Source organism: Marinicellulosiphila megalodicopiae (genome assembly GCF_045862395.1).
In the GTDB taxonomy this organism is placed as follows: domain Bacteria; phylum Pseudomonadota; class Gammaproteobacteria; order Pseudomonadales; family Natronospirillaceae; genus Marinicellulosiphila; species Marinicellulosiphila megalodicopiae.
Genome location: NZ_AP023087.1, coordinates 44,173 through 66,923, shown reverse-complemented (window position 1 = coordinate 66,923; position 22,751 = coordinate 44,173). Strand labels below are relative to the sequence as shown.

At 37.5% G+C, this 22,751-nt stretch carries 16 protein-coding genes; 4 read left to right on the top strand and 12 right to left on the bottom strand.

Features of this window, described 5'->3' with window-relative positions; all coding sequences use genetic code 11:
* Window positions 1–51 precede the first annotated feature (51 nt).
* From TYM08_RS00255 to pilG, 11 genes are all read right to left on the bottom strand, one after another.
* A complete protein-coding gene (locus TYM08_RS00255) occupies window positions 52–2,307 on the bottom strand; it encodes a CHASE domain-containing protein (RefSeq protein ID WP_422380965.1) in 2,256 nt (751 codons plus the stop codon).
* A gap of 618 nt (window positions 2,308–2,925) precedes the next feature.
* Complete coding sequence (locus tag TYM08_RS00250; protein ID WP_422380964.1) at window positions 2,926–4,992, bottom strand: methyl-accepting chemotaxis protein; 2,067 nt, start codon at window positions 4,990–4,992, stop codon at window positions 2,926–2,928.
* A gap of 156 nt (window positions 4,993–5,148) precedes the next feature.
* A complete protein-coding gene (cyaY, locus tag TYM08_RS00245; RefSeq protein WP_422380963.1) occupies window positions 5,149–5,475 on the bottom strand; it encodes an iron donor protein CyaY in 327 nt (108 codons plus the stop codon).
* Between the two features lie 12 nt (window positions 5,476–5,487).
* Window positions 5,488–5,970: a chemotaxis protein CheW gene (locus tag TYM08_RS00240; protein WP_422380962.1), complete on the bottom strand. Its 483-nt coding sequence runs from the start codon at window positions 5,968–5,970 to the stop codon at window positions 5,488–5,490.
* A complete protein-coding gene (locus TYM08_RS00235; protein WP_422380961.1) occupies window positions 5,967–6,992 on the bottom strand; it encodes a chemotaxis protein CheB in 1,026 nt (341 codons plus the stop codon). The genes TYM08_RS00240 and TYM08_RS00235 overlap by 4 nt, the downstream gene beginning before the upstream one ends.
* Before the next feature lie 9 nt (window positions 6,993–7,001).
* Window positions 7,002–14,195 carry an Hpt domain-containing protein gene (locus TYM08_RS00230; protein ID WP_422380960.1) on the bottom strand — a complete coding sequence of 2,398 codons (7,194 nt, stop codon included), beginning with the start codon at window positions 14,193–14,195 and terminating at the stop codon, window positions 7,002–7,004.
* Window positions 14,195–15,082, bottom strand: coding sequence for a CheR family methyltransferase (locus TYM08_RS00225; protein WP_422380959.1), 888 nt, complete (start codon window positions 15,080–15,082; stop codon window positions 14,195–14,197). The genes TYM08_RS00230 and TYM08_RS00225 overlap by 1 nt, the downstream gene beginning before the upstream one ends.
* A gap of 23 nt (window positions 15,083–15,105) precedes the next feature.
* Window positions 15,106–17,172 carry a methyl-accepting chemotaxis protein gene (locus tag TYM08_RS00220; RefSeq protein WP_422380958.1) on the bottom strand — a complete coding sequence of 689 codons (2,067 nt, stop codon included), beginning with the start codon at window positions 17,170–17,172 and terminating at the stop codon, window positions 15,106–15,108.
* Between the two features lie 56 nt (window positions 17,173–17,228).
* A complete protein-coding gene (locus TYM08_RS00215; RefSeq protein WP_422380957.1) occupies window positions 17,229–17,765 on the bottom strand; it encodes a chemotaxis protein CheW in 537 nt (178 codons plus the stop codon).
* Window positions 17,766–17,771: 6 nt separating this feature from the next.
* Complete coding sequence (gene pilH / locus TYM08_RS00210) at window positions 17,772–18,140, bottom strand: twitching motility response regulator PilH (protein WP_422380956.1); 369 nt, start codon at window positions 18,138–18,140, stop codon at window positions 17,772–17,774.
* A gap of 26 nt (window positions 18,141–18,166) precedes the next feature.
* Complete coding sequence (gene pilG, locus TYM08_RS00205; RefSeq protein ID WP_422380955.1) at window positions 18,167–18,544, bottom strand: twitching motility response regulator PilG; 378 nt, start codon at window positions 18,542–18,544, stop codon at window positions 18,167–18,169.
* Between the two features lie 238 nt (window positions 18,545–18,782).
* Here pilG and gshB point away from each other — a divergent pair, with 238 nt between their 5' ends.
* The 4 genes from gshB to TYM08_RS00185 all read left to right on the top strand — a co-directional run bounded on the left by gshB (window position 18,783) and on the right by TYM08_RS00185 (window position 21,938).
* Complete coding sequence (gene gshB, locus TYM08_RS00200; protein ID WP_422380954.1) at window positions 18,783–19,739, top strand: glutathione synthase; 957 nt, start codon at window positions 18,783–18,785, stop codon at window positions 19,737–19,739.
* Window positions 19,740–19,741: 2 nt separating this feature from the next.
* The gene (locus tag TYM08_RS00195) at window positions 19,742–20,641 is read left to right on the top strand and encodes an energy transducer TonB (RefSeq protein WP_422380953.1); all 900 of its coding nucleotides are present in this window, start codon (window positions 19,742–19,744) and stop codon (window positions 20,639–20,641) included.
* A complete protein-coding gene (ruvX, locus tag TYM08_RS00190; protein WP_422380952.1) occupies window positions 20,641–21,060 on the top strand; it encodes a Holliday junction resolvase RuvX in 420 nt (139 codons plus the stop codon). Before TYM08_RS00195 ends, ruvX begins: the two co-directional genes overlap by 1 nt.
* A gap of 110 nt (window positions 21,061–21,170) precedes the next feature.
* Window positions 21,171–21,938: a substrate-binding periplasmic protein gene (locus TYM08_RS00185; protein WP_422380951.1), complete on the top strand. Its 768-nt coding sequence runs from the start codon at window positions 21,171–21,173 to the stop codon at window positions 21,936–21,938.
* Window positions 21,939–21,962: 24 nt separating this feature from the next.
* On the opposite strand, the gene TYM08_RS00180 is transcribed toward TYM08_RS00185, so the two are convergent.
* Window positions 21,963–22,751, bottom strand: coding sequence for an ABC transporter permease (locus TYM08_RS00180; protein WP_422380950.1), 789 nt, complete (start codon window positions 22,749–22,751; stop codon window positions 21,963–21,965).

The following is a 22,751-nucleotide window of genomic DNA, read 5'->3' as shown; positions in this document are numbered from 1 at the left end:
GTTTATATTTTGTGACGAGATTAATTATTATGTTTTTTATAATTTAAAATTTTAAAGTGTACGCTTCATGCACTTTTTGATTTTATCTTTAACATCATCTTCATCAATTGGTTTGGAAATGTGATTGACCATTCCACACTGTTTACATTTTTCTATATCGCTCAACACTGCATTTGCCGTCAGTGCAATAATAGGAATATGATTTAAACTGGGGTCTTCAATGATGTTTTTTGTGGCCTCATACCCATCCATGACTGGCATTTGAATATCCATTAATATCAAATCAAATTTACTGTTTGTTCTTAAAATATCTAATGCTTCTTGCCCGTGATTGGCAATCGTGACAATGGCTCCAAATTCTTCAAGCATAGCTTGGGCGATTATTTGATTAAATTGCGTGTCTTCGACTAACATTATCTGTAAATCTTTGAAGGGTACTTCGGATGGTTTTTCAGTATTTACAGAAGCTGGAAGCGATTTTTGATCGGATTCGTGCATTACATTTAAATTAAATTTTTGATCTAATTCAGATTTCAAATACACATCATGTTGGTTAATAATTTCAAATTCTAATTCCACACAAAATTGGCTTCCCTGATCAATATTACTTGAAACAGAAATGCTTCCATTCATTAATTCAACAAGCTCTTTACTGATTGATAATCCCAACCCAGTTCCACCGAATTCTCGACTGGAAGAATTATCTATCTGTTGAAATGAATCAAATATTTTATCTAGTTTGTCATGCTCTATACCAACGCCTGTGTCTGTCACTTTTAATTGTAATTTTAAATGAGTGTCATCAACATAATGAAAACTAACATTAATACTAATTTCGCCATTTTCTGTAAATTTAATCGCGTTTCCACACAGGTTGATCACAATCTGTTCAAACCTTAATTCATCACCCATGATTTTTTTTGGAAATGAAGGCTCAATATTAATACTAAAGGCAATTCCTTTTTGTAAAGCTTGATCTAAAAAAATTGAATTTATTTTTTCAATAGATTTCACTAAATCGAATTCTATATTTTCAATTATTAAATTCCCCAATTCTATTTTTGAATAATCTAACGTCTGATTAATAAGCATTAATAAAGTATTTGACGCAACTTTTGCATTATTTAAAATAAATGTTTGGTTACTTTGTAGCTTTGTTTTTAAACACATACTGATAAAACCAATCACTGCATTTAAAGGGGTTCGTAATTCATGACTCATATTGGATAAAAATTGTGACTTAGCTTGCGTTGCTTGTTTTGCTTCTAGCGCTAATTTTTTCTTCTCAATGATTTCATTTTCTAAATATTTATTATTCAGCTCTAAATCTTTAGTTACCCTCGATGCAAAGTCGATGGCTTTTTTATTGGATTTCACTAGCAACAAAAATAAAAACAGTAGCAATGCATCAATAATCAAACCACTTAATAAAATAATTATGGGTTGTGATGTTTCTTTAAAAGCCTTACCTAATAAATTACTGCGAAACTCAAATGTCCACTGCCTGCCATAAAACGCTTGAGTTACTTCTTTAAATTGCGCAGCATTTTTATCATAAAATTGATCATCCATAATATTTTCATCATAAATGATTGTGTCGCCATCTGAAATTCGAATACCTACATGTCTATTTTGCTGCAATAATGTGCCTTCCATTAATTTTTTTACAATAAAAGGGGCGTAAACCATTCCAGCAAAATTTTTGTCTCGTTCCTCGATGGTTTCTTTTAATCCATAATGATAAAAGGGCGCATAAAATAGAAATCCTGGCGTTTTGTTTTGATCTTGTACTAATACAATTGGGCCAGTAATTTGAGCAAGGCCTGTGGATTGCGCTTTTTTGCTTGCAGTATAACGATTGATTTCGTGAGCCATATCTAAACCAACGGCTTTTGCATTTCTTGGTTCTGGCTCAATAAACGTAATGGGTAAATATTCGTTTTTGTTATGGGAAGGGTGAATACTGTAATCGGGTTTAAGTAATCTTTGTTGCTCTAAATAAGGCATCAATTTAGATTGAGAAATGTAATGAATCACACCAATTCCACTAATACCTGGATATTTTTTTTCAATGTCTAAATTTTGATAATAAGTTCGCCACTGGTTACGGTCGATATCGCCATCTAATACTTGAATCATTGCTGTACCAGACCAAAGCGCATCTTCATATTTACGCATACGATCTGTGATTAAATTTAGAGATTGCTCAACTTGTAATTCAAATGCCTGTGTAACTTTTTCTTTTGTTTGAGCTGCTGTGATAAACCATGCACCAAAAGTCAACATAAGCGAAAGAATTAATATCATCCAGTGATACCATTGTAATTTTCCTAATTTTTTGGGTATATGTAGTGTCATGTCGCTGACTGTATCTATGAGTGATAATTTTAGTTTAGCCCAAATCCCTAAAATGCAATTAAATGTAACGAAAATGTATTAAATTCTGCTAACTTCATTTTAAATTATTATTAGTTTTGCCAATCTCATCGCCAATTTAAACCGTTTTTCTACGCACGCCAATTGTTTACAACCCCATGCCCAGTCTTGATTGTTTCGATTATGACTTCCACAATTTTATTATTTTCATCAACGCTCAATTTGATTCTAATAAATTTTTTTTATCTATTATTTACAATCACGGACGTTCATTTATTACTTAATAATGCTCTAGTGAATCCAATTATTCATAACAGGGCGGGGTTATACTTAATTTATATAAGATTGGTCGTCTGTTTTTGGATATAGACTTTTTTGGATGTATCTGTTTTGGATGTATGATGATTTTGTTCACTTTGCGAATATTGGTTAAATTGCATACTTACAAAGAAATTATATTTTACAAAAACACCCATCGAAGCGATCGATTTAAACAGATGAAATATACAAATCAATACATTATAAATGGCTAATTCTGCCACTGCTTTCTTACAATTTAAAACGCTTAATTTTTTGAATCAAATCTTCTGACATTTTAGATAAATTTATGCCTGATTGAGTGGTTTTAAACGCTATATTTTCAGTGTTAGTTGCCAACTGTGCAATATGGTCAACATTTGTTGCGACTGTTTTCGTCGTAGAAGATTGTTCTTCTGTTTGAGTCGTAATGCTATTACTTAATTGCCTAATACTGTCCATCACACCTGTAAATTGGCTTATCGTGTCGTTTGCCTGCGTTGCTAAATTTAAGCTTTTTTCGATTCGGCCACTGCTGTCTTGCATCATACTGACTGCTTTATTAGAGTCTGATAACATTTTTACAGTCATTGCTTGAATTTCAGCGGTGGACTGCTGAGTTCGATTAGCCAACGATCTCACTTCGTCTGCGACTACGGCAAAGCCTCGACCCTGTTCGCCTGCTCTAGCAGCTTCGATGGCCGCATTTAATGCTAATAAATTTGTTTGTTCAGCAATGGATCCGATGGTTTGTAAGATGACTTCGATTTGATTGACACCTTTATCCAAATCTAAAATAGTCGATAATGCATCTTTAAAATGTAAATTAACCGAATCAATTGAATGATGGTTCTCGTTTACTTGGGTTGATCCTTGGTGGGCTAATTGGTCAGCAGCTTCGACTTTTTGCTGAGTATTTTCTGCAAATGTCAGTACCTGATTTGCAGTTAAACTCATTTTTTCTAACGAACTGCTGACTCTTTGTAATTCGTTTTTTTGTCCCTTTACATGCTCGCTTGTTTGTTTTGATAAGTGAGTGGATTCATTCACTGATGCATTTACTTGTTCAAATGCATTATTAATATCAGAAATTAGATCTTTAAGGGAGTCTGCCATTTTTTTAGAATACCGCTCCAAATCCCCCATTTCATTATTGGGGTGCTTACCAAATTTAATCGATAAATCCCCTTCGGCAAATTTAGATAACACGTTTTTAATATTAAATAATCCTTTTTTAAAGGATAACGTTATTAGCACTGACGTTATAATTGCAATCACGACTGCAATTGCACTTAGCGTATAAATAATGGTTAAACTAGATGAAAATTGATCCTTAACATTTGCTTCAATAATGATGGTTTGATTGGTACTTAATTTCACTAATTCATTTATCAGTTCATTAATAGAACTTACATTTGCGCCAAATAAATTAATATTATCATTCAGTTGTTTTTGGATTTTAAGTATTTGTAATCGATACGCACCTAGACCTGAAACAACACCATTAGATTTTTGTGAAGGTGTTGCTGTGCCTCGAACATCATCGGCTAATTCAGAGGCCAATTGAATAATTTGGCTGACTACTTCAGAAACTTCTGGAGAGTCATTGGCATTTTTTAATTGCAACGCAAGCATAGTAACGTCGCCTACCCAAATTAAAAAATCTCCACCCGACACATTTTCAATACTGGTTAAATCGTTTGATGATTTTATTTGCTCTACATACCACATGCCTGAAACCACAAGGGTTTGAGTTTCATACAAAATTGCCATGGTTCGATCATCAATATCGTCCAAACTGAACAACAGATTTTCTAGCATAGGTGTAAATTGTTTTTGGAATTGTTTAAGTTTTTTTGACAGCGCGTCAATTTCATTTTTAGATGAAAAGTACAATTGTTTTGAAATATTCATCTGCTCATAAATTTCTTTAAGTTGAACAAATTCAATTTCAATATTTTCGATTAAAGAAAATTGTTGTTTATTAGTGCCAGCTTGAATTTTAAGTTGTTTGATCTTTTCATCAATTAAGGTGGAAAGCGTAATTGATTCGGAATATAAATTTTTTAATTGATCAGGTGTTAATGCGCTATCGTAAGCTCGGATTTTAGTTTCTAAAGATAAAAACTGATTAGCTAAATTCTGGGAGTTTCGTGAAAATGGCGTCGTTTGTGTCGACAATTCCTTAAATTGTTGAGCAACTTGTTGAGTACTTAAACTACTAACGATTGTAATTGCTATTAACAATGAGGTAATTAATGTAAAACCTGCTGCTATTCGAAACAACAAACCAAATCTAAATCGAACGTTTACTGCCATTACTCACACCTAATTAATTACTCAACATTAATAGAGTGTAGAGCAAAAAAATGCCCATGCTTTAAATTTTAAAGTTATGTAGTTCTTGCCAATTCACGCAAAAAAATTACGTACTTTTGAGGTTTACATTCCTTATAAACCTCGTAGTGTTATGTGTTATTCAAAAGCAATTCTAACTAAATTATTATTTTGCTCACTTAACACGCGATTAATACAATCATCTAAACATTCATTGCTTTTATCATCAAACCATTTTTGTTTGTCGACATGATAATCAAAATGAAACCCTCCTGATTTAGCTGCGACCCAAATTTGGTTACTTGCAGATTGTCTTGAAATAATAATTTGTGATTGATCAATATTGTGAATCGTTAATGTGCCTGCTTCATTATCAAAATCTAAGTCTTGATCCAATTCATCAATGGCTTCTTCAATAAAAGCTTGGTAATCATCGACTAGCTGATGAAATTCGTGACGTTGCATATCTTTACCTTTTTATAATGCTCGGATAATTAGGGTTTCTAAGTATTCTAAATCTGGAATGGTTGCACGACCTAAAGGCGTGGCAACTGCCATTTCTTCCACTCGTGATAATTCAATATTTTGCTCATCTATCTTCACATCTTCGGTTTTCACTTTAAGTAATTTTGGAATACCCTGAACAAGCATGGCAAAAAACGGTAATGATGCCTGACCGCTGACATTGTTGAAAATCGCAATACGTGAGTGCCTGCTTAATTTTGGGGGTTCAGTCAATTCATCCACTATGGCTTCGTAATGTATTAACGGCACTTTAACACCACGCCATTCAACTGCACCTAAAATCCAATCGGGGGTTTCTTGTAATGGGACAGGTTGAATAAACTGAATGACTTCGGCGATACTGACGTTTGGCAACAATAAGTTTTGTGTCGATAACTGGATTAATAAGCAAGATAATTGCTCAGCTGATCGTGTTTGGACGTTTGCTTCACTCATGATATTTCTGCCTTTTGTTCTGTGACACTACTTTTGATGTGCTCGATTAATTGTCTTGCCAGCATTTGTGGCGTATCGCGTAAGCTCATAACGCCGGTTTCATAGGCTTGATCAGGCATCGAACTTTGAATGCAACTTTGTTTAGATTGACCCCAAACCAACCCACCATTTGTGTGAATAATTTGAGCGCCAAGAGTAGAATCGTTGTCCATTCCACTGAATATTATGCAATTGGCTTGTTGATTAAATTGGACCGATATATTTTCTAATAATTGATCCAAACACGGCGCATAGGCGCCTCGCCACTGTTCATCAATTACATGCACACCATGATTCATACGAAATTGAATTTCGTTATCAATGGGTGCAATTAACACTTCTCCGTTTTGTAATTGAGATTGAGCAGTGGCTATTTTAAACGTTAATTCACTGTGTCGACCAATCGTGTTTTCTAACGCTGCTAATCCACTTTGATCAATATGCTGCCCATAAACAAAGGCAACTGGAATGGTAGCTGGCAAACAATCAAAAAATGCTTTGACCGCCTGTGGGCCACCTAATGAAGCACAAACGACCCAAATCTGACCGATATCGGTTTTGGTTTTAAATTGGAAAGACTCATCCAATGTTATGACATTATGAGCTTTAGGAGCGTCCAAATGACTTAAGTCGACTAATACTTCTGCATTTTTATGAGATTCAGGTGCTGCAATGGAAGCCATTTTTTCAAGTAATCGACGCTCCCACTTTGGGTAATTTTCATCATTTCGAGGTGGAATTTCACCGTCTGCATAGATTATAGGTAATGTGTCGCAATCCAATAAGTCATCAAGTAATTGCTGATATTGATCTACTCTTTGCAGATCCACAACCCACATACTCACACCGCCATCATTCAGCTTATTCAAATCCACTTTTTCAGGTGCTAAGCAGGCAACTACGCTGTACCCTGCTTGATTGATGACCTGTTGCAAATGATGTTTCTGTAATACTTCATCTGCAATAATGCCGACTTTTGCCATTAAGAACCCCTATTGGGTCTTCGCCATTTCAAGTTGTTCTTTAATTGTTTCCAACAAAGGCCCTTCTTGGAATGGTTTACCTAAATATTCATTAACGCCAATACTCATAGCGCGCTCTTTATGTTTTTCACCGGTTCTTGATGTAATCATAATAATTGGAAGGTCTGAAATTTCTGGATTATGTCTGACCCGCGTTGCGACTTCAAATCCGTCCATTCGTGGCATTTCAATATCAAGTAACATAATATCTGGACGCACATCTTGTAATTGAGTCACGGCATCTTGACCATCTTTAGCCAAAATCACCTCGTAGCCATTACGCTCTAATAAACGAGAGGTTACTTTTCGAACCGTTACAGAGTCATCCACAACCATGACTTTCATGGCCCGCTCTTCGGTTTGTTGTTTTTCAGGAGCGCCAATTTGAAGAGCAGATCCAATTTGAGCGTCAGTAGCGATAGCGCTTCGAATCATTGATGGTAAATCTAAAATTACCACAACTGAACCATCGCCCAATATCGTTGCACCTGTTAGACCCGTTACCGATGTAAATTGAGGCCCAATGGCTTTTACTACGATTTCACGAGAACCTAATAGCTGATCAACATGCAATGCTAATGTGTGATCATTATCTACGCCATGCACCAAAATTAAAGGAATGGCTGTCGCATCACTTGGAATATGGGCAGGCAATGTTTCATCCATCAATGAACCTAAATATTGTACGCGGTAATCTTTACCTGAGTATCTAAATTTAGGCGCATCTGGCTGATAAAATTGCTGCATTTGTGCTGGTGATACTCGAACAATACCTTCAATGGAATTTAATGGTAATGCATAAGTATCATCGCCAATTGACACCATTAATGCTCGACTTAACGATACGGTTACTGGAATTCGAATTCTAAATAACGTGCCTTCGCCAACTGTTGAGTTGATTGTCATCACCCCACCTAGCTGTTTCACTTCGGAATTCACAACATCCATGCCGACACCTCGACCTGAAATTTGAGTTATTTTATCTGCTGTAGAAAAACCTGCATCTAGAATAAACATCAGAATTTCTTGATCGGTTAAATTTGCATCCTCTTTCATTAAACCTTTTTCAACGGCTTTTTCACGAATGCGATCAATATTAATACCCGCTCCATCATCACGTAATGTCAGAACCATGTAGGATCCTTCACGAGCTAATGATAATTCGACTTTACCTGTTTTGCTTTTACCCGCTTTAGCTCGCACATCTGGCATTTCGATACCATGATCCATTGAGTTACGCAGCATATGCTCTAAAGGAGCGACCATTCTTTCTAGTACTGTACGGTCAACTTCACCTTCGACGTTAAAAAATTCAAGTTCGGCTTTTTTCTTCAATTCTCCAGCTGTCTGACGAACAATTCGGCGCAAGCGCGGTGCAATACCGGAGAACGGTACCATCCGAGTTTGCATGAGCCCTTCTTGCAGCTCGGTATTGATTCTGGATTGCTGAAGCAAGATTGTTTCTGTGTCGCGAGTTCTTTCTTTTAATGTATCTTGAAGATCCATTAAATCCGATGCAGATTCCATGATCGAACGAGATAGCTGCTGAATCGAAGAATATCGATCCATTTCTAGTGGATCAAACTCTTCTAATTCTTCTTCTGCTTGCTCTTGGCGATACGCCACTTGTTCTTGTGTTTCGTTATCTAATCGGCGAATTTGCTCATTCATCCGATCGATTGCAAAATTCATTTCACTTAATGTGAAGTTAAAATCTGCCAATTCTTGCTCGAGTCGAGCACGGGATATACTGGTTTCACCTGCCAAGTTAACCAAGCCATCAAGCATTGTAGCCTGAACTTTAACGGTTTCTTGATTTTGGCCGCGACGTTTTTTGTCACTGGCTTCTTGCTCGCCGGCCATCCGTTTTGCTTCATCAGCAATATCCATGGCGGTTTTCGGTTCCATCGCCATTTTAATATCGGATAATACAGATGAGTCAAATTCAATAACATTGTCATAATCACTTTCAGATGCCGACTCTTTAAAGTCATCACTTATTGATTGCTCTAAGCTGATATTTTCGATGTTATCTGAAGCTTCACCAGTGACCCATTCATTAATTTGATTATCAAACCCTTGAGAATTCGATTGATCAGATTGATTGTGAATATGGGCATTAATGACATTAACGGCAAGCGTCTCTAAATTAATGAGTTTTTCATCTAACTGATCAAAATAGGCGTCATCTTTTGTATTCTGGTCGGTGTCGATTGCGAACTGTTCAATATTGCCAGCAAGTTGAGCAAGCTCTTCTTGCTCAGCTAAATTCGCTCCGCCTCGAACGGTATGCAATATTCGTTTAATAATATCGCTTTGTTCCACATCCTTAGGTGTATAGCGCCAAGCTAGCCTAGCCTGGGTTAATTGCCCAAGCAGCCCCTGAGTTTCTTCAACAAAAATGTCCATCAAACTTTGAGACTGATCATCTATATTGCTGTGATCGTTCACTGCGATATTAAAACCATTGCCTGCGCAGTAATTTTGAACACATTCCAATAAGAAACGATCGTTTTTACACTGCATGGTGTTTTGTATATCCTGCACCATATCTGACAGACTATTGTGGCAGCTTTCAATTAATTCAATTAATGAGTCATCTGCTACATACTTGTGATTTACAAAACCTTCATATAAATATTCAAGCTCATGCCCTAGATCACCAATTGGTGAAATACCCGCCATTCGCGCGCCACCTTTTAGGGTGTGTAAATCACGCTGAAGTATATGAACCGGCTCAAGATTGCTGATATCTTGTTTCCAAGTATCAAATTGAGCTTGGATACTGACTAATATTTCATCGGCTTCATCTAGGAAAATCTCAATTAATTCAGGGTCTGAATCAACTATAAACATTTCATCTTGCGAAATAATACCCGATTCATTGATCTGGATATCCGACTCATCAACCAAACTTAATTCAGTATCGTGTAAATCTGGCTCGTCTATGACTGATAATTCATCGGCATTTTTAGCTAAATGATCCACTTTATGAGAATCACAATATTCTTTGATTTTCCCTACTAACTCAGGATCGTATTCGCATTTACCCTGCGCTTCAATGTCCTGAACCATGTCCGAAATATCATCTTGGCATGCAAATAACAGTTCAAATACACTTTCATCTGCAGCGTATCGACCATCACAAATGCCTTCATACAAAAATTCAATTTCATGAGCTAAATCCCCAAGTGGACGGATTTCAGCCATGCGCGCACCACCTTTTAAGGTGTGTAAATCACGCTGCAACTGTTCAACAATTGAAGTATCTTCGGTGTCTTTTTGCCAAATATCTAATAATTGACGTACGCTTTCGACTAATTCATTGGCTTCTTCGATAAAGATTTCAACCAGGTCATCATCTGCTGAAACAGTAAATGAGCGCTTATAAGTTGAAGATTTAGTAGATTCAATTTCAACTGGCGTCTCTTCTATACTGAACTCAATTCCTGCGGTATCACCATCACTGTCATCTAATTGACCGATTTCCAATAATTGATCAATTTGTTGCTCGATATCAAGTTGTGGTTCTACTTTTTGCGCTGCAGCAATTCTATCCATTAAGTTAACAAGGGCTTCTTGACCTTGTTGTGCGATTTTGATGAACCTTTCACTCATTGAGGTAATTTGATCAAAATCAGATTGGTATAATTCACATAATTTTTGCCCTAAGCTGGCAAATACAGGTTGCTGTGCAATCTGGGAATGTTCAACCAATTGCTGCATGTTCGATGCTATTTGCTGTAAATAGTTTTGAGTAATTGGCTTTTCAGACCAGAGGGCCGTCAATTCTTCCGAATCTAAAATCACATCCATTGTCGCATTTAAGAAAATTTGTAATGGATTATCTTCGTTTATCTCTATTTGGTTTGAGTTTAAATCAACATGGCGCTGCATAATTTCGTAAACATATGCGGCAAATTGTTGAGACGACTCATCACTTTCAAGGCAGGACGAAATATCATTTATAGCCTGTTCACAACGCTGCGTGGCTTCATTAATGACATTAAATATTTCTGCATTTGATTGAACGTGCAACTGGTGCATGGTTTGCACAAGTTTTTCAACTGGTGAGATGGCTTCTGCTAATTGCACCACCCCCGCCATATGCGACGCACCTTTAATTGTATGGAACGCCCGTTGAAGCTCTTCACTTAATATTTGATCAGGGCCGCCTTCTATAAAGTCGTTTAATACATTAATATGAGATAACAGTTCTTCTTTAAATATCGCATAAATTCGCTCATCATCTGCCAACTGTTCATTTTCAGTAGATTCTTGATCGATACTAAATTCAATCGATTGTTCTTCTTCATTTTGCGATTCACTTGGATCCAGTGCAATTTCGTCAATCGTCTCAAGGGAAAATTCAATGACTTCAGGCTGAATATCTTCATCTAAGACAATGTCGAAATCTGACTCATCACTTTGCGCTGACTCTGAGTCAATTTCAATTTCTTCGCTAAAGTCACCACTGAACAAGCTATCAACTGCGTCTTCATCTATTTCAAACTTAACAAATTCAGGATCTTCGCTTTGAATTTTCTCGGAACGACCTTCATCATTAATACCTAACATTTCGTCAGTTATTAAAATTTCTGGTTCAACGGTATCTTCTAAAATAGGCTCTAATTCAAGCTCAACTGATCCGTTGGTTTCATTTTCGCCAGATGAGTCATCTACTTCATCAAGCAAAATTTCAAGCTCTACAGGCGCGCCTTCTTCTATTGCTTCAACTTCAATAGTTGGAATTTGCTCAAGATCAATGCTTAATTCTGGCTCATCATTTTGCTCAAGTGATGAATCTTCTTCCATGAATGGCTCAAGGGTTGGAATTTGGGAATCAACATCACTTACTGGGTTTTCTGTAATTTCTAATTCAGGCTCAACAGCGGATTGCGCCTCACCTTTCACTATGACAGTTGCTCGATCGACCAATTTCTCAATAGTTGCTAAATCTGCTTGTTGCTGTTTCTCAAACTGATGTATTAATGTAGGAACATATTCGGTGACATCTTCAACTAATTCAATTAATGCATCGCTATAAGGTGTATTACCCTCAATATGCGTATTTAACATGCTCTCAATGGACCATGCTAACTCGCCAATATCCTTAGCGCCGACCATTCGCCCGCTACCTTTTAAGGTATGAAATGCACGTCTGAATTCAGTTAATGATTCTTTATCTTCTTGATTCGCTTTGTATTTTGGCAAGAACTCATGAATGGCTTCTAATACTTCATGCGCCTCTTCAACAAAAATTTCTAAAATTTCATCATCAATTAAATCGTCATCATCTGTATTATCTTCATTTTCAATTGATGTGTTTTGCTCAGATTTCAATGAGATTGGAGCTATGATTTCATTTTCAGTAGACTCAACGGGCGTTTCAGTTTCTGTGATTTCGCTTTCTTCTGTCTCGACCAATGTATCTAAAACTGGAAGTGCTTGTTCGACTGAATTTTGATCTTCTTTTGGTGTTTCAACAATTGGATCACAAGCCGCAACCTGCATACCAAGAGACTCCATGCGCTCTTGCGATGTATCAAGAAGTGACTCGTTCGAGCCCTGCCCATCTTGAGTTAGTCGCTCAAGATAGTACTCAATTCCCATTAATGCATCAGCTAATTGATCTAATTCACTCCACTGAGGAACCTGCTTATTTTCAATTAAATTCTCACTAAAATAACGCTCACAAGCATCTAAAATATTGCTAACTTTTTGTAATGGAATCATCGACAACCCACCACCAATCGCTTTTAGCGTTTGAGGCACTTCTTCGATTTTTTCGATATCCCACTGTGACCCAATATATTCAACAATCGCGTCTTTAGTTTGCTCTAAACCATTTCTAGCTTCACGAATTACGGCGTTTTGTGCATCACTTACACCCTCGATCATGCTAACTGGCGCGCCATCGGCATGACTTATTTCGCCCTTCATTGAGGATTCAACAAACAATAAACCGCCTGCCATCTCCATCAATTCTTGATCCGTTAATTTCGTCGCATTTTGTTCCGCTTTTTCTAAAACCAGATGCTGATCCAATAACACCTTGCGTAACTCACTCATGCCAAGTGCCGCCAAAGTGTCTCCAATTGGCTTAATTGCTTCTTTGACTGATGTGACATCTTCTAAGGTCGAACCCGTAGTCGCCAGTAATTCGATCTGCTCTTTTATCTTGCTGGTTTCTTCAGTTAACGCCTTAATAACAGAATGCATGGCGTCCTTATCAGGGCCAGCCATTGCGTTGTCATTGGTATAACCATCAATATGAGGCAGTGCTTCGTTTAATCGATATATCTTCTTGATGGTTTGAATATGAGGCTGATCGCTTTGTGCTTTAGCAATATAAAATAATGCATTTTTAAGCTGTTCTTCAGAAACGTTAACGCTTAACCCTGCTGCGCCTTTTTCAGTGACGTGCTTAATCGTTGAATCAACATGCTTTAATATCTCTTTTGTTGTCGCACCTAATTCAATGCTGCCTTCTTGCAACCCGACAATCATCGCTTGTACCACGGACCAGTAAATGGCCATTGGTGTATTTGTACAATGCTTGACCAAATGACCCATTACTTTTTCAAGATAGGCGAGGTTTTTCTCAATTTCTTGATTTTTTAGTAACCCTAATAATGCAACCTGATACATTTGACGCAGTTTTTTAGCTAAGCCAAGAAACTGGTCTTTATTAAAGTTTGCTGAAACAGCAGGAAGCGCTTTAGTGGATTCTGTTAAATCTGGCTGAAACAAGGCGCTAGCTGAAAATAACTCTTCATGACATGCGCTACGAATTTCATTAATAATTGGAAGTAATACTATTGGAAGGTCTTGATGATGCGCTTTTACTTTGTCTAAGTAATTAGGTAATTGAATGATGCCTTGCATCAAAATCGACATATTTTCTTCAGTTGCCACTACGCTCTGATCGACCATTTTTTGGGCTAGCTTTTCCAACTCTTCGGAAAGTAAAGCTGCACCGTAAAATTCGACCATTTTCAAAGTCCCATTCACTTGGTGTAAATAATTAAAACAAAAACCAAGTTGAGTGGAATCATGAGTATCTTCTACATACGATTCTAATGCCTGTCGAGCAAGGTCTAAGGTAGATTCAATCTCTCCTTTGACCCATTCTAGTGCGACATAATCATGACGATCAGCCATTACGCCTCCAATTCATTAGTTATCTTTGATTTCAGATAAGCTAAAGTTTTGTCATTAGGTACTTTAACCATTTCTGGATGAGCCCAATCAGTGAGCTCTCCAGTACCTAAAATCAACATTCCACCTGGAGCAAGTTTGCTTACCAGATGCGTGACGATTTCTTTGCGTCGCCACTTACGAAAATAAATCAGCATATTCTGACAATAAATCACATCCATTTTTTTGATGGGAGATTTATCCAGCTCTAAAACATTCAAACGAGTAAAACACATACGTTTTTTAAGGGTAGATTTGGCGATTAAATTTTCGCCATCCTCATCAAAATACCTTTGTTTAAATAGGCTATTGATTCCTACTAATTTACGCTTGTTATAACTGCCTTTTTGAGCGGTATTTAAGGAAGGTTGACTAATATCGGTTGCTGTTAAGGAAAAACTATAACCTTTGGATTTTGTACTGACGCATTCTTGCGCTAGCATTGCCAAAGAATAAGGTTCTTCACCTGTGGAGCAACCTACTGACCAAATATGAATGTCGCGTTTTAAGCGAGGGCTTTGAACAAGCAGGAATTCTTTAAGTAAATCAAAAGAAGCCGGGTCTCGAAAAAAGCGTGTCTCATGTACGGTCAGATGATCAACCAACTTATACCACTCAACAGTGCCATTGACACCTGAATGTATGAGTTCAAAATATTGTTGATAATCCGAACAACCGATTTCCCGCATTCTCATGCTTAAGCTCGTTTTTAAAAAACTTTTACGAGCGGTAGTCAGTTGCATGCCAGTGCGGTCTTCTAATAACTTGCGCCATTGATCAAACTGTTGGTCGTCCAATTCAATCGAAGGGACGGACCAATTATTAGCTGGGCTAGTGATATTAGAAAACATACACGAAGCTATCTATTTATACATTAAATGGACAATAATTCTTCGTCGTCCAGATCTTCAATTTCAAGATCATGCTCACCATCTTCATCTTCAGGTAGCTTAAAGCCGGCAACCGATGCTCGCATTTCGTTGGCTAATTGCGCCAAGTTACCAATGGATTTTGCGGTTGCTGTTGTGCCTGATGATGTTTGAGAGGTAATTTCCTGGATCACGTTCATCGTATTAGAGATGTGACCTGCTGAAGAAGCCTGTTGGCGTGCAGCGTTGGAGATGTTTTGAATCAAGTCGGCCAAAGATTTCGATACGTTCTCGATCTCTTCAAGTGCCACACCCGCATCCTGTGCTAGACGAGCACCACGTACCACTTCCGATGTTGTTTGTTCCATCGAGATAACGGCTTCGTTAGTATCGTTCTGAATCGTTTTTACAAGTGCTTCAATCTGTTTTGTTGCAGAAGATGAACGCTCAGCTAGACGCTGTACCTCATCGGCAACTACGGCGAAACCACGACCTGCGTCACCGGCCATCGATGCCTGAATTGCGGCGTTAAGTGCCAGAATGTTCGTTTGGTCAGCAATATCGTTAATCAACGATACGATGTCCCCAATTTCTTGCGAAGATTCACCAAGACGTTTAATACGCTTAGAAGTCTCTTGAATCTGCTCACGAATATTATCCATGCCGTTGATCGTTGCTTGTACCACGTCAGAACCTTTTTTAGCGATCGCAACCGATCGCTCGGCTACCGCTGTTGATTCCGCGGCATTCGCAGATACTTGGTCAATGGAAACGGCCATTTCGTTTACAGCGGCGGATGCCCCTGCAATCTCTTGTGCCTGGTGTTCAGATGCTTCAGCAAGATGCATCGCTGTTGCTTGTGTTTCTTGGGCAGCGGATGATACTTGAACGGCAGTGGCGTTAATCGCCGATACTAACGCTCTCATTTGGTCGATCGCGTAGTTAATGGAGTCAGCAATCGCACCTGTAAAGTCTTCGGTTACCGTTGCAGAAGTGGTTAAATCACCATCAGCAAGATCGGCCAGTTCGTCTAGTAAACGTAAAATCGCGTTTTGGTTTTGATCGTTCATCTCTTCAGTTTGACGTAAATCTTTACGTGTACTGTTGAATAAGTTGTAACCGATAATCAAAATAATGAAGCCAGCCAATGCTGCTAACGCCCATACAATTCGCTCCAATAAAACATCTGAATTATTTAATTGAGTTAATTTGTTAGATAGCGACGAAAGTTCACGCAATAATTGACGAGAGTCTGTAAAAATATCTGAAGAAGCGTTTTGAACTTGCTCTAAGTCAACAGACTGAGCAATTATGCCATCTGTTACACTTTTAAATTCATTAAAAATACCTTGAATTTCTTTTAAGTATTTTTGAGCATTTACCCCTTTGATGCGATCATTACCAGATATCATACGATCCAAACTAGCTGTAAATGTCAAAGTATGAGTTTCAAACTCATCAGCAGCCTCATTTGCATCATGTCCGCCAGTCAAAATGTGCTCGGCAGCATTCAACATTTTTTCGGCAACTAATGTCTGTGATTGCGCTAGGGCAATGGTTGAGCCTGAAGCACTTGCATTAATTAATTCTTCAACAACAAAATTATATAAATTCTGCATTTCAACAACACTATCTGACAAATCTTCAGCACTCATTGTTACCTGGATAATGGTTTCTTCAGACTCAATAATACTATCAGCGTTGGTTCGAACAGAATTCCAAATTGATTCAATACCTTCAACTTTTACGCCTTGGGCTTTAATTTTGTCATATCCTGGAAAACCGATCGCACTATTACCCGAGCGAATAAAACCCCAGTTTAGATCGAATTCGTTACGAGCAGTTTTAAGTAATGGAAATGCACCCACTTCACCAATGGAAGCTTCTGATGCGTTTTTTGCGATTTCTTGAGAAAGTACCCTCAAATCATCCACATACTTAATACGTTGCTTTGCATCTTTATCATTTGTACTCACTCGATTGGCTAATACTAACGTACCAATAATGACAATTAATAAAGTAACTAACAAAATAGGGGTAAGTTTATTACTGCCTAAGCCTGCTTTTTTCATGCTCCGAACTCCAGTTCGTTGAATAAAAGATGCACTTGCATCATGTTAAAAATAAATTACACAGCTATTTGCATAAAATCCGCAGAAACTACTAAATCGCGCAATGCGATAACAGTGAACTGAGAATTTTGATGTTTATAGGAACCATGTAAGAAGGGATTTAAAATATCAGGTGAGGGACCAACTTGCTGATCGAAATTCTCAACTGGAAAATGCTGCATACCCTCAACTGAATCGACAATCAGCCCGTTTAGGACATCGCCGGATTCAACAATAAGTAAGCGTCTGTTTTTTAATGCTGTGGTATTAATTTCACTTTGAGCAAAACTCGCTAAATCCATTACAGGTATTAAACGACCTCGAATATTAGCAACACCATGAACCCAAGATTTCACACCAGGAAGGCGCGTAATTGAAGGAACAGAAATAATTTCACCGACTTGCTCCATTGGAGCGACAAATCGACAACCAGAAAGTGAAAATGCGACTCCAGACCAGTATTCTTGCACTTCTTCCTGGGCAGGAAGGCCAAGTGCATGTTTAAGGTTGGCACGCGCTATATTGCTTAATAACTGAAAAGGAGCTTGCTTCATAGTAGATTAGCGACCTGAAAGTGCATCTTCAATTGCTTTAAGTAACTGAGCTTCAGCTACAGGTTTAACCAAATAACCCGAAGCGCCCTGACGACGACCCCAAACTCGATCGGTTTCTTGATCTTTAGTGGTCACAATCAATACAGGAATATGGGCGGTTTCAGAACCCTTGGTTAGTTGGCGAGTTGCTTGAAAGCCATTTAAGCCTGGCATAACAACATCCATCAAAACCACATCAGGAAGCTCTTGACGAGCAACAGCAACTCCATCAGCACCATTTTCAGCGGTTAATACTTGATGCCCATGTTTTTGTAACATATTAGAAAAAGCATGAGTCTCGGTAGGAGAGTCATCTACAATTAGAATATTAGCCATATTAAGAACCTAATAAATACTGACGATTAAATGTGATCGCGAATTGCACCAAGCAACTCTTCTTTTCCAAATGGTTTGGTCAAATATTGATCCGAACCAACGATACGACCCTTCGCTTTATCAAAAAGCCCATCTTTACTGGAAAGCATGATAACGGGAGTATCTTTAAATGAACTGTTATTTTTGATCAATGCACAGGTTTGATAGCCATCTAATCTTGGCATCATAATGTCCACAAAAATAATAGCAGGACGACTATCAGCAATTTTAGCTAAGGCATCGAAACCATCTACAGCTGTGATCACTTCACAGCCCACTTTTTTAAGCAATGTTTCGGCAGTACGACGTATCGTCTTACTGTCATCAATGACCATGATTTTTAAGCCATCAAAGTTGTTATCCATGTAACACCCTTTGTCGATTATAAGGTTGCGGAAATGAGCAGCAAATTGGATTTTTCAAATGGATATTCCATTTGAATGTCTGAAAACTATCCCAATTTAGATTTAGCCCATAATAGGTTGACGAAAATTACCATAGATATTGGCATGGCGCTACCATCTATGCAATAACAAAGTTAGATTTTCAATGCCGTTCACATTCGGTACTATACGCACCACACTAATTGACAGAGCATAAAGTATGAGCATCAAAATCGGCATAGTTATGGATCCAATACAACAGATCAACTATAAAAAAGACAGCTCACTTGCCATGTTATGGGCTGCATCCAACAAAGGCTGGGAATTGTTTTATATGGAACAAAAAGATTTGTTCATAGAAAACGGTGTAGCCAAAGCTGAAATCAAGCCACTTAAAGTCTTTGAAAACCCTGATCATTTCTATGAGTTAGGGGATACGCAAACCATTGAATTAAGTGAGCTTGATTCAATTTTAATGAGAAAAGATCCTCCCTTTGATAATGAGTTTATTTATAGCACATATATCCTAGAAGCAGCAGAGCGAGAAGGGTGTTTAATTGTTAACAAACCACAAAGTTTGCGTGACTGTAATGAAAAAATATTTGCCACTCAATTTGCTCAATTTTGCCCACCGCACTTAGTGACACGCAGTAAGGCGCAGATTTTAAAGTTCTACGCTCAACATAATGACATTATTGTCAAACCTTTAGATGGAATGGGCGGCTCTAAAATTTTTAGATTGCAGCCAAACGATCCAAATGTAAGTGTTATTTTGGAGACTTTAACGGATTTTGGCCAAGAACAAATTATGGTGCAAAAATATTTACCTGAAATCAAAGAAGGCGACAAGCGCATATTAATGATTGATGGCGAACCTATTAAATACAGTTTGGCCCGTATTCCAGCCAAAGGTGAAACCCGCGGCAACTTAGCAGCAGGCGGCTCTGGACGACCACAACCATTAAGTGAATCAGACTTTAACATTGCCAATGCAATTGGCCCAATGTTAAAAGAAAAAGGGCTATTATTTGTAGGCTTAGATATTATTGGCGAGGGCTTAACTGAAATAAACGTCACAAGCCCAACATGCATAAGAGAAATTGATGCAGCATATCAAACAGATATAGCAGGCAAACTTATGAACGTCATTGAAGCAAAACTTAACGCGCGCAATTAATTATGAGCACACAATCACAACCCATCGTTAGCTCATCAGATCGATTCAGCTTCATGCTTATAATCGCACTGGCTGTTCACGTTCTGCTTATTTTTGGTATTTCGTTTACTGCATTACCAACCACTTATGAAAACCAAAAGGCCAAAGAAGTCATTGAAGTTAAACTCAAGTCTGAAATCAGCGACGAAGAAAGTGACTTTCTAGCGGATTCAAATCAACAGGGCAGTGGTGAATCTGATGAAAGTCATATTTTATCCACAACCGAACAGGCAGAATTTAACGACACACAAGTTAACCAAGCCAATCAAACGCCGCCCATTTATCAATACTTTTATCAACCCTCCACCAAAAACCAAGTGATTAGTACTCAAAATAAAAGTGTTATAAAAATAGAGCAACAAGACCTGACTGAAGAAGAAAAAAAAATCACCGAACCCAACAAAGTTGAACAGGTTAATTTAAATGAGATTTCCAAAAAGATCGAATCATTAAATTTAAAACTTGCACAAATTGAAGAAACTCAAGCAAAAAAACCGAAGAAAGTTTGGAATACTGCGATGTCAGCAAAAGAAGATATAGAGGCTTCATACGTTTATCGACTCATTCAAAAAATAGAAAGCATTGGCAACAATAATTACCCTCAAGCCGCCATTGAGCAAAATTTATCTGGCACCATTCGAGTGGTATTTGTACTTAATCAAAAAGGCGAATTAATTAATTTTGAAATCGCCCAAAGTTCTGGCCACGATATTCTAGACAATGCAGTGAAGCATATTATTTCCCAAGCCTCCCCTTTTGAAAAATTCTCCCCTTCACTTATTCAAGGCAAGGTACAAGAAGTTCACATCATTCGTACATGGATTTTTGATAGTAATCAGCGTTTTACGATGGAGTCATTATAATGTCCAGCACAGAAAAAACCGTCCTTTCTTTTGATTTTGGCACTACTCGCTTTGGCGCTGCCATCGGGCAAACACTTACAGGTGGTGCTACTGAATTACCCACATTCAAAGCTATCGAAGGCATTCCAAACTGGGAAGATATAGATAAAATCATCCAAGAATGGCAACCTGACATCTTACTTGTGGGCATTCCAGTGCATATGGATGGAACCATGAGCGACACTGGGTTACGAGCAAGAAAGTTTAAAAACAGATTAAAAGAACGTTACAAACTAGATACTCAAAGTGTCGATGAGCGTTTAACCAGCTTTGAAGCAAAAGGCATCGCGCTGAAAAAAGGCAAAAGCAATTTCAAACAGCATTCCGTGGACTCCCTTGCAGCCGTTTTAATTTTTGAAACCTGGTTTAATCAATTATAAATCTCAATTTGTCCTGCCCTATTCAGGGCAAAACCTAATACGAAATTAATCCAATACAGATTTCAATGGTCTACAATTATAATTGTACCTTTCATTAATTTGGTTTTGTTATGACAATTCGACTTGCCGTCCTATTAACCACTGTTTTGTTCGCTATGCCTATATTTGCTGAACAACCGGTTTTTCACCTTTCCTCCTCAAACGTCAACTGGCCTCCTTTTTATTTCAAAAATGAACAAAATGAAAATGCTGGTATGTTTCACGAGTTCAATATTGAATTATTTGAAAATCGATTGGGATATAAACTTCAATACATCAAAAAACCCTGGGCAAGAGCGCAAAGAGATGTTGAATTTGGTGAGACCGACGGTTTAATCACTATCAAAACCGAAAAACGCGCTACATTTGCAACGCCTTCTGATGCTCCTTTTTTTAGATTAAGTTTTGATTTATTTACTTTTAAAAATCATCCCAAAATTGCAGAAATGGACAAAGTAACCAATGTCGAACAACTCAAAGCTCTGGACATTACAATGATTTCAACCATTGGAAATGGCTGGCATAAAAAAACCATCGAAGACTTCGGCATTAATACTGCCATTGTGCCAACTGATAATGAAATGGTACTTTTTTTAGCCCGTAAGCGAGCAGATGGTTTTGTAGATATTCGCGCATCCATGACAAAATTAATCAAAGAGCTATCGGCGGAGCAAGACATTGTTGTGACTGAAGGGTTCGTAGAACCTGCTGAAATGTATATTATGATTGGGCATAAATCTGAATTTCATAAAAATCTGCCTGAAATCAATCAAGCTTGGCAATCTATGATAGATGATGGATTTATTGAAAGCGTCCTTGCTAAATATCAAAATCTATAATTTTTTCGAAGTATTAATTGAAAATTAAGAACCCGTTCCTTCGTATCTTGCCGTTCCTTTTACCCAACTGTAATAGGCAAGCGATATAAACGCGATGGACGCAATCGTTAATGCAATGACACCTAACAACACACTCCCTCCATTTAATATTAAATTTACTGGGTAATAAGCAATCAATCCAATGGGTAATACAAAGGTAAATAAAAATTTAAATCCATCTGAAAAAACACTCATTGGAAAGTGACTGTAATCACGTAATCGATGCGTGAATTGTAAAACAGGATTTGAAGCAGTAATCCAAAAAGCCGTTGTGGATGCAAGCATCAACATCGAAGTGTAAATAAATGAAGCAAAAAACAACAAATACACATACAACAATATATCCAATCCAATCCACTCAAATTCCATATTACCCACTGCAATCGCGGTGCAAATAATTCCCGAAATCAATTGACTGATTGCTTTAACATCAAACACTTCACTTAAAAAATAAAACAATGAATTCAAAGGTCGCATGTAATATTTCAAAAACGTACCCGACTGCAAATGATTACCTAATTGCCAACAATGATCTAAACAAACTTGAGCAGGCAACATCGCAAATTGTGCGAATCCATATAAAAATAAAATTTCCCATTTATTCCAATTTTCAATAGTTTCGATCGATTGAAATAACACCCACAATGCAAATAAACTGACAAATTGTGTCCCAATCATCCCGATAATACTTATAAAAAAATCAACTCGATATGCCATTTTACTTTTAAAATGCTGTGCGATAATCAACCCATAAATTCTAAGGTAAAATTTCAT

Coding starts and splice junctions, on each gene's coding strand:
- TYM08_RS00255 (WP_422380965.1), bottom strand. CDS start 2,307: ATGATATTAATTCTTTCGCTTATGTTGACTTTTGGTGCATGGTTTATC.
- TYM08_RS00250 (WP_422380964.1), bottom strand. CDS start 4,992: ATGGCAGTAAACGTTCGATTTAGATTTGGTTTGTTGTTTCGAATAGCA.
- cyaY (WP_422380963.1), bottom strand. CDS start 5,475: ATGCAACGTCACGAATTTCATCAGCTAGTCGATGATTACCAAGCTTTT.
- TYM08_RS00240 (WP_422380962.1), bottom strand. CDS start 5,970: ATGAGTGAAGCAAACGTCCAAACACGATCAGCTGAGCAATTATCTTGC.
- TYM08_RS00235 (WP_422380961.1), bottom strand. CDS start 6,992: ATGGCAAAAGTCGGCATTATTGCAGATGAAGTATTACAGAAACATCAT.
- TYM08_RS00230 (WP_422380960.1), bottom strand. CDS start 14,195: ATGGCTGATCGTCATGATTATGTCGCACTAGAATGGGTCAAAGGAGAG.
- TYM08_RS00225 (WP_422380959.1), bottom strand. CDS start 15,082: ATGTTTTCTAATATCACTAGCCCAGCTAATAATTGGTCCGTCCCTTCG.
- TYM08_RS00220 (WP_422380958.1), bottom strand. CDS start 17,172: ATGAAAAAAGCAGGCTTAGGCAGTAATAAACTTACCCCTATTTTGTTA.
- TYM08_RS00215 (WP_422380957.1), bottom strand. CDS start 17,765: ATGAAGCAAGCTCCTTTTCAGTTATTAAGCAATATAGCGCGTGCCAAC.
- pilH (WP_422380956.1), bottom strand. CDS start 18,140: ATGGCTAATATTCTAATTGTAGATGACTCTCCTACCGAGACTCATGCT.
- pilG (WP_422380955.1), bottom strand. CDS start 18,544: ATGGATAACAACTTTGATGGCTTAAAAATCATGGTCATTGATGACAGT.
- gshB (WP_422380954.1), top strand. CDS start 18,783: ATGAGCATCAAAATCGGCATAGTTATGGATCCAATACAACAGATCAAC.
- TYM08_RS00195 (WP_422380953.1), top strand. CDS start 19,742: ATGAGCACACAATCACAACCCATCGTTAGCTCATCAGATCGATTCAGC.
- ruvX (WP_422380952.1), top strand. CDS start 20,641: ATGTCCAGCACAGAAAAAACCGTCCTTTCTTTTGATTTTGGCACTACT.
- TYM08_RS00185 (WP_422380951.1), top strand. CDS start 21,171: ATGACAATTCGACTTGCCGTCCTATTAACCACTGTTTTGTTCGCTATG.
- TYM08_RS00180 (WP_422380950.1), bottom strand. CDS start 22,751: ATGAAATTTTACCTTAGAATTTATGGGTTGATTATCGCACAGCATTTT.